At 69.3% G+C, this 13,174-nt stretch carries 14 protein-coding genes; 9 read left to right on the top strand and 5 right to left on the bottom strand.

The annotated features are described in order from the left end of the window. Positions 1 to 307: 307 nt before the first annotated feature. From EPL03_RS08575 to ppk1, 6 genes are all read left to right on the top strand, one after another. The gene (locus tag EPL03_RS08575; RefSeq protein WP_135828927.1) at positions 308 to 745 is read left to right on the top strand and encodes a universal stress protein; all 438 of its coding nucleotides are present in this window, start codon (positions 308 to 310) and stop codon (positions 743 to 745) included. Positions 746 to 1,041: 296 nt separating this feature from the next. After that, the gene (locus EPL03_RS08570) at positions 1,042 to 2,547 is read left to right on the top strand and encodes a COG1361 family protein (RefSeq protein WP_135828926.1); all 1,506 of its coding nucleotides are present in this window, start codon (positions 1,042 to 1,044) and stop codon (positions 2,545 to 2,547) included. A 1-nt stretch (position 2,548) separates the two neighbouring features. Further along, positions 2,549 to 3,256 (top strand): ABC transporter ATP-binding protein, encoded by a 708-nt coding sequence (locus EPL03_RS08565; RefSeq protein ID WP_135828925.1) that lies wholly within the window; start codon positions 2,549 to 2,551, stop codon positions 3,254 to 3,256. Further along, a complete protein-coding gene (locus tag EPL03_RS08560) occupies positions 3,249 to 4,418 on the top strand; it encodes an ABC transporter permease (protein ID WP_210424942.1) in 1,170 nt (389 codons plus the stop codon). The genes EPL03_RS08565 and EPL03_RS08560 overlap by 8 nt, the downstream gene beginning before the upstream one ends. A 101-nt stretch (positions 4,419 to 4,519) precedes the next feature. Beyond that, positions 4,520 to 5,260 carry a metallophosphoesterase family protein gene (locus tag EPL03_RS08555; protein WP_135828923.1) on the top strand — a complete coding sequence of 247 codons (741 nt, stop codon included), beginning with the start codon at positions 4,520 to 4,522 and terminating at the stop codon, positions 5,258 to 5,260. Between the two features lies 1 nt (position 5,261). After that, positions 5,262 to 7,463: a polyphosphate kinase 1 gene (ppk1, locus tag EPL03_RS08550; protein ID WP_135828922.1), complete on the top strand. Its 2,202-nt coding sequence runs from the start codon at positions 5,262 to 5,264 to the stop codon at positions 7,461 to 7,463. Position 7,464: 1 nt separating this feature from the next. On the opposite strand, the gene EPL03_RS08545 is transcribed toward ppk1, so the two are convergent. From EPL03_RS08545 to EPL03_RS08535, 3 genes are all read right to left on the bottom strand, one after another. Continuing rightward, positions 7,465 to 7,860 carry a hypothetical protein gene (locus EPL03_RS08545; protein ID WP_135828921.1) on the bottom strand — a complete coding sequence of 132 codons (396 nt, stop codon included), beginning with the start codon at positions 7,858 to 7,860 and terminating at the stop codon, positions 7,465 to 7,467. An 85-nt stretch (positions 7,861 to 7,945) separates the two neighbouring features. Further along, positions 7,946 to 8,965, bottom strand: coding sequence for a DUF7490 domain-containing protein (locus EPL03_RS08540; RefSeq protein ID WP_135828920.1), 1,020 nt, complete (start codon positions 8,963 to 8,965; stop codon positions 7,946 to 7,948). A gap of 66 nt (positions 8,966 to 9,031) precedes the next feature. Next, positions 9,032 to 9,382, bottom strand: coding sequence for a VOC family protein (locus EPL03_RS08535; RefSeq protein ID WP_135828919.1), 351 nt, complete (start codon positions 9,380 to 9,382; stop codon positions 9,032 to 9,034). 408 nt (positions 9,383 to 9,790) lie between these two features. Between EPL03_RS08535 and EPL03_RS08530 the strand changes: the two genes are divergently transcribed. Together EPL03_RS08530 and EPL03_RS08525 are read left to right on the top strand one after the other, a co-directional pair. Then, positions 9,791 to 9,991: a hypothetical protein gene (locus tag EPL03_RS08530; RefSeq protein ID WP_135828918.1), complete on the top strand. Its 201-nt coding sequence runs from the start codon at positions 9,791 to 9,793 to the stop codon at positions 9,989 to 9,991. Positions 9,992 to 10,042: 51 nt separating this feature from the next. Then, positions 10,043 to 10,303: a hypothetical protein gene (locus tag EPL03_RS08525; protein ID WP_135828917.1), complete on the top strand. Its 261-nt coding sequence runs from the start codon at positions 10,043 to 10,045 to the stop codon at positions 10,301 to 10,303. Between the two features lie 63 nt (positions 10,304 to 10,366). Here EPL03_RS08525 and EPL03_RS08520 read toward each other — a convergent pair whose 3' ends face one another. Both EPL03_RS08520 and EPL03_RS08515 read right to left on the bottom strand, forming a co-directional pair. Beyond that, on the bottom strand, positions 10,367 to 11,371 hold the full coding sequence (locus tag EPL03_RS08520; protein WP_135828916.1) for a succinylglutamate desuccinylase/aspartoacylase family protein: 1,005 nt from the start codon (positions 11,369 to 11,371) through the stop codon (positions 10,367 to 10,369). Between the two features lie 174 nt (positions 11,372 to 11,545). Continuing rightward, on the bottom strand, positions 11,546 to 11,905 hold the full coding sequence (locus EPL03_RS08515) for a hypothetical protein (protein ID WP_135828915.1): 360 nt from the start codon (positions 11,903 to 11,905) through the stop codon (positions 11,546 to 11,548). Between the two features lie 282 nt (positions 11,906 to 12,187). Between EPL03_RS08515 and EPL03_RS08510 the strand changes: the two genes are divergently transcribed. Next, on the top strand, positions 12,188 to 13,096 hold the full coding sequence (locus EPL03_RS08510; RefSeq protein ID WP_135828914.1) for a carbohydrate kinase family protein: 909 nt from the start codon (positions 12,188 to 12,190) through the stop codon (positions 13,094 to 13,096). Positions 13,097 to 13,174 lie beyond the last annotated feature (78 nt).

Here is a 13,174-nt window from a genome sequence, read left to right as displayed (position 1 = left end):
TAAGCGCTTTGCGGTTAAAAGATTTGTGTATAGATTACACAATCGCGTACCAACGTCTGTCGCCGATGTCCCACAGTCCGATGGCAGGCAGTTCCCGTCCGCCTCGTCTCGACGCGGTCGAAGACGTCGACAGCACCGCCGCTGTCGGTCGAGCGACGTCTGGCTCCGGGGCCCACACCGCGTCACGTCCGCCCCGGCAGCCCCCGTCTCGGAGAATCCCTCGATTACTCGGGTCGCAAGCGTAGTTCGTTCGGCAGGCCGACGGTTCACCCTCAACTTTTATCGGTTACCCGTTTCTGTTCCACGTATGGCCATCCTCGCAGCCGTCGAAGACAACGAGTACGCGAACGAAGTCGTCCGGACCGCGGCCGACATGGCGCGTGCGTACGACGACGAACTCGTCGCACTCCACGTCGTCCCGCAGGGCGAGTTCCTCGGGGACCGGCAGGGTACGTCGCTCGCCAGCGTCGACGCCGAACCCATCGAGCAGGCCGAGCAGGAGGCCGCCGAGCAAGCGAAGGCCGTCGTGGAGCGGGCGCTCGACGATTCGGTCGAGGTGACCGCCAGAGGCCGAATCGACGACCCGGCCGACGGCATCCTGGCCGTCGCCGACGAGATCGACGCCAGGTTCGTCGTCGTCGGCGCGCGCCGCCGGTCCCCGGTCGGCAAGGCGGTGTTCGGTTCGACCACCCAGTCGGTCCTGCTCGGGGCCGACCAGCCCGTCGTCACCGTGATGTCGGAGTGACGACGGCCCCGGCGTCGACCGACGGCGCGTCACGCTGAGTCCGGCCGGAGCCAGCGTCGGCTTGCACTCGCTCGCGTATCGTAATCATTATCAGGTGTCTCGACCGAAACGAACGAACGGCAAGCGAATGACGTATCGGTTCTCCGAGAGCAATGTGCTTTCGGGACCGACGAGCCGCGGTCGCTCGTCGCCGCCGCGGCGTCCGACCCCGTTTCGGACCCGTCCCCGTCCGACTGGCCCCGACGCCGCGGCGGTACCGACTCCGCCCGACGACACCCCCAACAAACGATAAAACGATGACTCGAAACCCCGTTCCCCCGCTGCTCGTGGCGCTCGTCGTCGCCGCGACGGTAGCACCGGCCGGTGCGGGCGTCGCCGTCGCCGACGACGACTTCGTCTCGGTGGCGGTCGACGCGCCCGCATTCCCGACACCAGAACAGCCGTTCCGAATCGGCACGACCGTCAAGAACGCCGAAGTGTCCGACACGAGGTACGACGTGAGGCGACTCGAACTCCGCAGCGGCGAGGCGAGCGGCTCCGAACTCCACTCGGAGCGACGGCTGGGGCCGACCACGGTCGACCCCGGCGAGACCATCCGCCGCAGCTTCGAATCGACGTTCAACAAGACCGGCACGCACGACCTCTACGTCCACGTCGTCCTCGTGACGAGCGACGGCGACAGCCAGCGCATCGTCCAGCCCGTCACGCTGGACGTGAACGGCGAGCATCCACAACTGTCTCTCGACACCGAGTCGGCCGTCTCGCTCGACTCGCGCACGATGACGGTCAACGTCTCGAACGGTCGCGACGACGTGGTCAGACAGCTGGCCCTCGAAGTCGAGAGCGACGACGTCTCGGTCGACGAGGACTCGAAGATTCGCGCGCAACTCGACAGCGGCGATGAGACCTCGTTCTCGTTCACCGCCAGCGCGGAGGAGGCCGGCACTCACCCGGTCGAAGTGACCCTGTCGTACACGACCGCGGACGGCGAGCCCCGTCAGCTCACCCGGCTGCTCCGGGCCGACTTCGGACCGCCGGCCCAGCCCAGCGAGCACCCGCAACTGTCGGTCACGAGCGAGTCGGCGGTCGAGAACGCGTGGCGGGCGCTCAACGTCACCGTCTCGAACGGCATGGAGAAGCAAGTCAGGCAGGTCTCGCTGGAGACCGAGAGCGACGACGTCACCATCCGGGAGAACCGGCGGGTCGTCTCGTCGCTCGACGCGGGTGCCGAACGGACGTTCTCGTATCGAGCCAGCGCGAGCGAGTCGGGCACGTATCCGGTGAACCTCACGCTGGTCTACGTCGACAGCGAAGGGCTCGAACGACAGATAACCCGCACGGTGCAGGCCGACATGACTCCGCCCGAGAACCCCGGCAACGTCTCGCTGACCGGCGTGAGCACCGACCGGCAGGGCAACACGGTCACCGTCTCGGGGAGCGCGGCGAACCTCGGCGGCGAAGCCGTCGACAGCGTCGTCGTGAGCGTCGCCGACGCCCAGAACGTCGCGGCGGTCCAGCCCCAGCCCGAGTACTTCGTCGGGACCGTCGAGTCCAGCGACTTCGTCTCGTTCGACGTGAACGCCCGGCTGTCGAACAACCGGACGACCGTGCCCCTGGAAGTGAGCTACGTGGTCGACGGCGTGACCAGGACCCGGACCGTGATGGCCGAGGCAGGCTCCGCACCGACCCGGTCGGTCGAATCCGGGTCCGGCGGCGGTGGCGGCGGCTCGCTGCCGTTCGCGCTGGTCGGCGTGCTGGTCGCGCTCGTGCTCGTCGCAAGCGTCTGGTGGGCCCGACGGTAACATGGCGCTCATCACCGGTACCGACGTCGTCAGGGAGTACGAGACCGGGGGCGAGACGGTCCGCGCGCTCGAGGGCATCGACTTCGCGGTCGACCGCGGGGAGTTCGTCTCCATCGTCGGCCCCAGCGGGAGCGGTAAGTCCACCCTGCTGAACATCCTCGGCCTGCTCGACACGCCGACGTCGGGGACCGTCCTGCTCGACGGCGAGGACGTCTCCGGGATGGCGGAGGCCGACCGGACCGACCGCCGGAGCGAGACCATCGGGTTCGTCTTCCAGAGCTTCTTCCTCGTGCCCACGCTGACCGCGCGCGAGAACGTCGAGGTGCCCCGGCTCCTCGCGGGCCAGCCCGACGAGACCACCCGGAGGGCGACCGAGCTCCTCGAACGGGTGGGGCTGGGCGACCGGACCGACCACTACCCCGACGAGCTGTCGGGCGGCCAGAAACAGCGGGTCGCCATCGCGCGGTCGCTAATAAACCAGCCCGACCTCCTGCTGGCCGACGAGCCGACCGGCAACCTCGACCGGGAGACGGGCGACGTCATCCTCGACGAGTTCGGCGCGGTCTGTGAGGAGGAGGAGGTCGCGGTCGTGACGGTCACCCACGACGACTACGTGGCCGACTACGCCGACCGCGTGGTCGAACTCATCGACGGCTCGGTGGTGACCGGCGAGGACGCCGAACACCCGCAGGGTGGTGCCCGTGCTTGAGCCGTTGTGGCGGCGCGTCCCGACGTTCCTCATCGCCCGGCGAAACCTCACGCGGGCCCGCACGCGGACCGCGCTCGCCATCCTCGCCATCGTCATCGGCGTGGTCGCCATCGCGTCGCTGGGGATGTTCGGCGTCGCGTTCAAGCAGGCCCAGCTCGACACCATCGGCGAGATCGGCAGCGACCTTCAGGTGTACGCTACCGGCCAGAAGGACCCGACCTACATCACCGACAGCGACGTCCAGACCATCGAGCGACTCGCGGGCGACAGCAGCGTCGTGCCGCTCAAACAGCAACAGCGCCGGACGACCGGCGACGGGAGTACGGGGGTGACCACCTACGGGGTGACCGACCCGGAAGCGCTCTACGACGTCTCCCGCGGCTCGATTCCGGGCAACTGGCGCAACGGCGCGCTGGTGGGTGCCACGTTCGCCGACCAGAACGACGTGGAACCGGGTAACAAACTCGAACTCCAGCGCACGACCACCCGCGACGGCGAGCAGGTGCAGGTGACCGACACCTACCGCGTGCAGGCCATCCTCGCCGACGCGGGGCAGGCCGCGCCCGCCCGCCCGAACGACGCCGTGGTGTTGCCCGTCGAGCAGTTCGACTCGGAGGGGTACACGCAGGCCATCGTTCGCACCGACGGTGCCGAACAGGCCAACGCGACCGCGATGGCGATACGGGAGGAGTTCAACACGCGCAACGACGTGATTATGGTCTACGAGCGGTCGCAGGTCTCCGACCAGATAGACCAGGCGTACGCCCAGATTAACCTGTTCCTCCTCGGCATCGGGGCCATCTCGCTGGTGGTCGCGGGCATCAGCATCGCCAACGTGATGCTGATGAGCGTCATCGAGCGCAAGCAGGAGATCGGCGTGTTGCGCGCGGTCGGCTACCACCGGATGGACGTGCTCCGCATCATGCTCGCGGAGGCCGCGCTCCTCGGTTTGACCGGCGCGCTCATCGGGACGGCGCTGAGCTTCGGAATCGGCGCGATCATCAACGCCGCGTTGCTGGGCGACCCGCTGGCGTTCACCGGCGAGGCGCTGCGCTACGCCGTCATCGGGTTCGCGTTCGGACTGGGCGTGAGCGTTATCGGCGGGCTCTACCCGGCGTGGAAGGCCGCCAGGTCCGAACCGGTCGAGGCGCTCCGGGGCTAACACCGCGTCCGACCGGACCGAAGCACCTCGCCGTACCCACAGCTATATACTCTTCATAGCAACTCGTTAGTAGTAACTTCCCGAATCACGGGGCAACTACCATGGGCGTTACACGAACCGAGGGTCCCGACGCCGAGATTCGGCCCACATTCGACGAGACGGTCGAGTCGCGCCACGAGCGGCTCGACGCCGACGAGTGGCGAACCATCTACGTCGTCGGCGACGTGCACGGCTGTCGACGCGAACTCGAACGCCTCCTCGACCGCATCGACCTCGCGGCCGACGAACTCGCAGTGTTCGTCGGCGACCTGATACGGAAGGGGCCCGACACCGAGGGCGTCCTCGAACTCGTCCGCGACCGCCGGAACCTCAAGAGCGTCCGCGGGAACAACGAGGCCAAGTACCTCCGCGGCGAGACCGACCTCGACCTCCCGCCGGACCTCGCGGCGTTCGTGGGGCGGCTCCCGGTCGCCATCTCGTGGGACGGGGCGCTGGTGGTCCACGGCGGCGTCGACCCCCGACGACCGCTCCCCGACCACGACCCGGTCGACCTGCTGAACATGCGCGCGCCCCACGCGGCCGACGAGTACGAGGGGCCGCTGTGGTACGACGAGTACGAGGGACCGCCCCGCATCTTCTTCGGGCACACCGTCCACGGGCGAGCGACCGAACGCGAGCACGCCGTGGCCCTCGACACGGGGTGCGTCCACGGGGGCGACCTGACCGCCTACGACTGCGGTGCCGGGGAGTTCGTCGCCGTGAGCGCCTGCGAGCGCTATCTCGACCGGAGCGAGGACAAGATAGTCTCGCCCGAGGACGGACGCGACACGGTGTTCCGATAGCATGAGCGACGAACGACCCCTCTCGGACGGCGCGTCGGAGGCCGCCGGGAACTCGGGCGAGGACCCGCCGGCGACCGGCGAGGACGACGCGGCGGGTGACGCCGAACTGTCGGACGACTCGCCGGCCGGTCGGTTCGACCGCGACGACCCCGACTACTATCTCAACCGCGAACTCAGCGAGCTGGCGTTCCAGCGGCGCGTGCTCGCCGAAGCGCTCGACGAGCGCAACCCGCTCCTCGAGCGGGTGAAGTTCCTCGCCATCTTCACCACAAACGTCGACGAGTTCTTCCGCAAGCGCGTGGGCGGCCTGAAACAGCAGATGGCGGCGGGCGTCGACGAGCGCACGCCCGACGGCCGGACGCCCCGCGAGCAGTGGCGGGCGGTGCTCGACACCGCCAGACCGCTGTTCGAGCGCCAGACCGACTGCTACCGCGAGACGATTCGGCCGGCGCTGGCCGAGGTCGGCATCGAGATACTCGACTACGACGACCTCACCGACGCCGAGCGGTCGGACCTGCAGGCCTACTTCGAGAGCTCCGTCCTGCCGACGCTGACGCCGCTGACGTTCGACCCCGCGCACCCGTTCCCCCACATCTCGAACCTCAGCCTGTCGCTCGCGGTACTGACCCGCGAGGACCCCGACGCCGAGTTGACCTTCTCGCGGGTGAAGGTGCCCCAGAACCAGTCCAGACTCGTCCCCGTGGGCGACGGGGACGGCGACCGGTTCGTCCTGCTGGAGGACGTCATCGCCGACAACCTCGAACTGCTGTTCCCGAACGTCGAAATCGTGGACCACTCGCGGTTCCGGGTGACGCGCAACGCCGAGGTCGGGCGCGACGAGGAGGTGGCCGAGGACCTCATCGAGATGATAGAGGAGGTCCTCGAAGAGCGGCGGTTCGCCACCGTGGTCCGACTCGAAATCGAGTCCGACACCCACCCGGCGGTCCGGGACCTGCTGACCGAACAGCTCGATCTCTCGGAGCGGGAGGTGTTCGAGCGCCCCGGCCCGCTCGACTTCCGGGACTTCGCGGCGCTGACCGACCTCGACTACCCGGACCACAAGCTCGCGGACTGGACGCCCAAGCCCCACCCGAGGCTGGCGCGCGCGAACGACGAGTCCATCTTCGCCACGATCCGCGAGCGCGACGTGCTCGTCCACCACCCCTATCACTCGTTCACGGGCACCGTCCAGCAGTTCCTCGAAGCGGCGGCCCGCGACCCCGACGTGCTCGCCATCAAGGCCGCCATCTACCGGACCGCCAGCGACTCCCAGATAATCGAGACGCTCATCGAGGCCGCGCGCAACGGCAAGCAGGTCGCGGTGATGGTCGAACTCAAGGCCCGGTTCGACGAGCAGAACAACCTGGAGTGGGCAAAGCGGCTGGAGGCCGAAGGCATCCACGTCGCCTACGGCACCATCGGCTACAAGACCCACACCAAGACCTCGCTGGTCGTGCGCGACGAGGGCGAGCGCGTCCGGCTCTACTCGCACGTCGGCACCGGCAACTACCACTCCGAGACCGCCAAGCGCTACGAGGACCTCGGCCTGCTGACCGCCGACCGCGACGTGGGCCAGGACCTCGTGAAGCTGTTCAACTACTTCACCGGCCACTCGCTCCACGAGGAGTACCGGACGCTGCTGGTCGCGCCGGGCAACATGCGCGAGCGGTTCGTCGACCTGATTCGGACCGAGGCCGACCACGCCCGTCGGGGCGAGCCCGCCCGCATCGTCGCCAAGATGAATCGCCTGGAGGACCCCGAGCTGGTGGCGGAACTGTACGAGGCGTCGATGGCCGGGGTGGACGTCGACCTCGTGGTTCGGGACATCTGTCGGCTCCGGCCCGGTCTCGAGGGGGTCAGCGAGAACGTCGACGTGTACAGCATCGTCGGCCGATTCCTCGAACACTCGCGGGTCTGGTACTTCGAGAACGACGACCCCGGCTACTACCTCGGGTCGGCCGACTGGATGACCCGGAACCTCGACAAGCGGGTGGAGGCGGTCGCGCCCATCGACGACCCCGACCTCCAGTCGCGGCTCGACGCCGTCCTCGACGTTCTGTTCTCGGACGACCGCAACCGATGGGTGATGCGGTCTGACGGGAGCTACGAGCGGGTCGACTCGGACGGCGAGGCCCGGAGCGCCCAGGAGACGTTCATGCGAGCGGCCGAGGACGCGGCTCGACGCGACGACAGCCCGCGGTGACTCACTCCCCGCTCAGCGCGCGCACGCACCACGAGATGCCGGCCCCCGACACAAGCAACACGACCAGATTGAACGCCGCCCGGAACAGCGACCGGTACTCGCGGGCGACGAACGTGTTTATCGTCGCGTTCACGCTGGCGTAGAGCTGGACCACCGCGACGACCGCCAGCAGGACGAACAGCCCCAGTCCGCCCCGGTAGAGGTTGGTCCGGAGCGCGGACTCGGCGCTGACCTCGGCGGTGGTCCCGCCGTCGGCGGCCGCGTCCGCGTCGCGGGCGGTCCCATCGACTGCTGTCGCGTCCGCGTCGTCTGCGGGTTCAGCGGCCGCGTCGCCGGTGGTCTCGGTGTCGCTTTCGCTGTCGGTACCGGTCGTGGCGTCGGTGGTGGATTCGTTCATGGGGTCCTCCGGTCGATGTCGGTCGCGCTCGAATCCGCACGCTCGTCGGCGTGGGCGTCTGTCCTCCCGGTGGCGCGTGGGTCGCTCATCGCGCTCGCCTCCGCGCCAGCGCCAGCGCGCCTGCCAGCGCCGCCCCGGCGGCCAGCGGCGTGAAGCCGGGGACGCCGCCGGCGTTGCCCCCGTCCGCCTCGACGGTCCCCTCGCGCGCCGGTGGGTCGTCGGTCTCCTCGGTCTCGAAGTCGCTGACCTCGATGCCGACCTCGCGGACCGTCCGGTTCGGCGCGACCGTCTCGGTCGGGTTCAGGTTCGCCACGCTCCGGGCGGTGCCGACGATGACGCCGTCCTTCCACAGCACCGCGTCGAGGTAGTAGTTGTACCCCTCGGGCACCGACAGTGCCACGTTCGGCGCGGCGGTCCGACCCGGTCCCACGTCGCCGACCCGGACGGACGCCCGGTCGGCGACCACGTTCGAGTCGGCCTGTCGGGCGGTGAACGCCACGCGCAGTTGCTCGGAGGGCGCGTCGCCCTCGTTGGTCAGGAACGTCGAGACGTTCAGGACGGTCCGGTTCCCGTCCGCGTCGGTCACGGTGTACTCTATCGGCGGCAGGCCGTCGTCGCCCTGCCAGTGGAATCGAACGTCGGTCTCGGCGTACGCCGGCGTGAGGGTGCCGACGCCCTCGACGCGCTTGCTCCCCTCGGCGAGTCGCTCGCCGTCGCGGAAGACCACGGTCTCGATACGGTAGCCGCCGGCCCGCTCGACCGTGAGGTTGCGGACCACCGACACCTCGCGGTCGCCCGAGACCTCCGGGACGGGAGCCTCCTCGCTCGTCTCGACCAGTCCCGAATCGAGGTGGACCGCCCGGACGAGCAGCGTCACGTTCTCCGAGCGGCCCCCGGAGTGGTCCAGCCGGGTGTCGACCGACAGCGTCGCCGTTTCGCCGGTCACCTCGCCGGGCGCGATGGAGACCTCCTGCAGGGAGAGGTGACCCTCCCGGACCGGGTCCGGGTCGAGGTCGGCCATCGCGCCGGGGACCGCGGCGACCGCGACCAGCGCCGCCGCCACGACGACCGCCGCACCGCCGACCAGCATCGTCTCGCGGTTCATATCCGACGGCTCACAGGTGGCGCTGAAGTGCTTTGTGGTGCGGTCGGGGTACACCGGGAACCGTCCTCACACCTCGTCGGTCGGGTGCTCGAACGTCTGGAACTCGACCGCGCGGCCGTCCGGGTCCTCGCCGAAGAACTGGTAGATGTCGTAGCGCTCGTTCTCGTGCGGTTCCTCGCGGGCGCGGTCGGCGAGCCGTTCGTGCATCTCGTCGACGCCCTCGCGGTCGGGGTAGACGAAGGTGACGACGCCCGCGGTGTCGGCCGACTCGCGCTCGCAGAACCCCAGCAGTTGGTTGTCGTACTTCAGAATCGTGCAATCGGGCTGTTCGAGCCAGACGGTCGCGCCGACCGTCCCGACGTAGAAGTCGACCACGCGGTCGCGGTCGGTCGTGCCGAAGAAGGTGATGGCGCTCACGGTCCGCCTGTCGCGCCGGCCCGGCAAAAACCCGCCGACTACGGGACCTCCGGCGCGTTCCGTCGGCTGGGGAGGCGTATAGAGTGATATATCGTGCAATTAGCGAACCTTTTGGTGGGCTGGTGCCTGCTACCCTGTGTGCCGTGTCCGACTCCCCCGCGTCTCGACACGCCGCGGGCACGGCACCTGTCGTCTGCGCCGCGACAGCCAGCCACAGCCAGTCAGTTGTCGATGCAGCGGTCTCCATCCTCTCTTCTCTGCCGTTTTCGCGGTCGGCCACACTGACGGGACGCCCGCCCAGCGAGCCGCGGGTCGCCACGACCCCGGACGGCTCCGCGAGGAAACCGAGCGGTTGACCTTGCTGGACGCCGTAGGTCCGTCCATGTCCGAATCCACAGGTGGTCGCCGGTGAGCCGACGCGAGGCGGTTCGACTCGGGCTGGCGCTGGCGGTCGGCGTCGTGGTCCCGGGACTGGCCAACTACGCGCTCGCGAGCGCCGGCTACGAGACGCTCGGGACGGTCGCGTGGTTCGGGGGCTACCTCGTCGCGATGCTGGGCGTCTGGTACGTCTGGGTTCGACCGCTCGACCTGCGCGCGGCGACCGGCTGACCGCGGGATAGCGGAACTTTAAAGGGTATTTCGGGCCGAGTTCCGACAAAGATGATAGAGCTCGTGCCACTCCAGGTCGTCGACGATTTCCTGCTCAATTACAACGCGGGGCAGGCGCTGTTGGTGCTGTTCGTCCTGTCCGTGCTGGCGGCGGTTCCGCTGGCCTCACGGAAGGTGCTGTCGCTGAACGCCATCGTGTTCGGACTCGTCTTCGTCCTGATGCCGGTGAGCCTCGCGTCGCTGTCGTTCCGGTTCCTCGGCGTCGCGCTGCTGGTCGTCGCACCCCTGCTGTACGCCACTGCCAACCGATAGTCCGACCGGTCGCCCGCACGAACTCGATTCCGTCAACCTCGCCCCGTTTCGTCCTCGCGCGAGTCAGTCCTCGCGGACCAGCGCCACGTTCGCCAGTTTCCCGCCGCTCGTCACCGTCGCTTCCCGGGTCAGCGCGTAGAGGACGCCCGCCCTGTCGGTCTCGACCTCCTGAATCACCTCGTAGCTCGTCGGATGGTACAGCGTCCCGACCCGTTCGCCCGCAGCGACGCGCTCGCCGACCGACCGGTCGGGGTCGGCGCGGAACAGCCCCGACTCCTCGGCGGTCACGCGCCCGAGGTGGTTGCGCGCCACCACGCGCTCGCCGCTCGGCTCGGGGTCGCGGTCGAGCAGGCCGAGGTGCGCGAGCGCGTCGAGGACGCCCGTCACGCCGGTCTCGACCGCGTCCTCGACGAACTGCTTGTTGTGCGCGAGTTCGGGCGTTATCGTCGGGACGTCTTCGCGCGCGGCCGCGACCCGGAGCTTGCCGCCGAAGTCCCGACTCGCCCACTCCTCGTCGGCGTCCTCGCCGGCCGCCTCCGAGAGCAGGAGGTCGGTGCCGAACGCCTCGGCGAGGCGGCGGGAGCGCTCGTGGCCCTCGGTGAAGACGACGTGGGTCAGCATCTCCGGGCTCCCGGTATGGAGGTCGAGCACCGCGTCGGCGTCCGCGACGTACTCCCACAGCCGCGCGGCCATGCGCTCGTGGAGGCTCCCCTCGGGGTCGCCGGGCCACACCCGGTTCATGTTGGGGTTGACGCTGTCGAGTTGCTCGGGCGTGGTGTACGACACCCGGTCGAACGTGAGCGGGTCCGCGACCGGGACCGCGATTAGTCGCCCTGCGAGCTCAAGGTCCGGGTCGTCCCGGCCGGCGACGTCCGCTTCCGGACCGCCGGTCAGCCGCCCGTGGACCCGACGGAGCACCTCGGTCCCGTTTATCTCGCGGCCGTGCTGGGCGGCCTGCGCGTAGACGGTCGGGCCGTCCCGGTCGCCGTCGTAGGTGTGGACGGTGGTCTCGATCTCGACGCCCGAGGGGAGTCGGGCGAGCGTGACGCGCTCGGCGGTGTGGTCCATGTCCGTCGTCTCGGCCGGCTGGCTGTTCAAACTACTGCTCGGGACGCGGTCGGACCCGAAACCCGACCGTCCGCCCGCCGGAAACGGGCCGGTCCGTACGGCGAACCGACCCGGCGAACGACGGGTCGCGTAGCCGGCGACCGGGCGACCCACGGGGTCGGGCGGGTCGCCGATTCACTCCTCGGAGTCGTCGGGGGCCGCCGACTCGACCGGGAGGACCTGCGTGTCGGGCGCGTCCAGCGGGCTGTCCGGACCGGTGAGCCACGCGGTGAGGTAGACGACGCAGGCCGCGACGACAGCGAGGGGAAGTTGGAGGGTGAAGACGCCGTAGACGAGCGTGACGACGATGGTCGCGCGAGCGAGCGTCTGCCGGTCGGCGTCCCCCTCGTACGCGAACGCCGCGACGACGAAGAACGCGACCGCGACGCCCGCGCCGAGAAGCGGCCGCTGGACGAAAACGAACGAGTACGCGAGCGCGGCGATTCCGAGTAGGGCGAGGGTTGTCGCGGTGACGACACGTCTCGAAGGGGGCATACGATTACCGTACAACCGCGACGTGTTAATTGTGGTGCGTTCGAGCCGACCACCCAACGTGGGAGGCTCCGCAGGCGAAGAACACCAGCCCGTGCCCGTCGAATCCCTGCTTGCAGTCCAACAGAACTGTGCAACGCGGACGTTCGAACGCCTCCGGCGGCGTCCACCAGAATTTTGACCGGCGGTTGCGTACGATAGCGACATGCATCTCGCGACGGATATCTCCAGGTCTGCGAACCGACTCGTCCCCCGGTCCGCGAACCACCCCCTCCGCCGCCAGCCATGGTGGAGGTGATCACCGCCGGGCACGTCAACTGGGACGTGACCCTCCGGGTGGACGCCCTGCCCGTTCCCGACGGGGAGGCCCGAATCGACTCCCAGCGCCGGTCGGGCGGCGGCAGTGCGGCCAACGTCGCGGTCGCACTCGCAGGGATGGACGTCGAGGCCGGCGTCGTCGGCAGCGTCGGCGACGACGAGACCGGCCTGCTCGCGCGCCGGGAACTCGACTCGGCGGGCGTCGACTGTTCGCACCTGCTGGCGGTCGAGACCGCCGAGACGACCACGAAGTACCTCGTCGTCGACGAGGCCGGCGAGGTGATGGTGCTCGGCAACGACGGCGCGAACGAGGCGGTCGGACCCGACGACGTCGACCCCGAGTACGTCGCGGGGGCCGACCACATCCACCTCACGAGCCAGCGGCCCGACACGGCGGCCGAACTCGCCCGCGTCGCCACCGAGGCGGGCGTGACCGTGAGCTTCGACCCCGGGCGGCGGCTGGCCGAGCGCGACTTCGCCGAGGCGCTGGCCCGCGCGGACGTGGTCTTCCTCAACGACCGCGAGGCCCGCGCGATTCTGGACGACGAACGCGACCGCCCCGCCGCCGAACTCCACGGCCGCGTGGTCGTGGTCAAGCAGGGCGAGGACGGCGCGCGGGTCGACACGCCCGCATCGTCGGTCGCACACCCGGGCTTCGACGCCGACGCCGTCGACACCACGGGCGCGGGCGACGCCTTCGCAGCCGGGTTCCTCGCGGTGCTTCTACGGGAGGGCGGCGTCCTCGGCCCGGACGCCGACTACGAGCGCGCGCTGGAGTTCGCCAACGCCTGTGGCGCGCTGGCGGCGACGGAGGAGGGCGCGCGCACCGCGCCGAGTTTCGATGACGTCGAGGAGTTTCTGGACGGGCAGTTCTAGGGGTCGTTCGTGTTTTAAAGAGCGGAGTTTTCAGCGAGTACTGACTCGGTGATTAATGGGCCGAACGTCCGAAACGCT

Origin of the sequence: Halorussus halobius, assembly GCF_004765805.1 — an archaeon.
In the GTDB taxonomy this organism is placed as follows: Archaea; Halobacteriota; Halobacteria; order Halobacteriales; family Haladaptataceae; genus Halorussus; species Halorussus halobius.
This window is presented reverse-complemented; position numbering and strand designations above follow the sequence as displayed.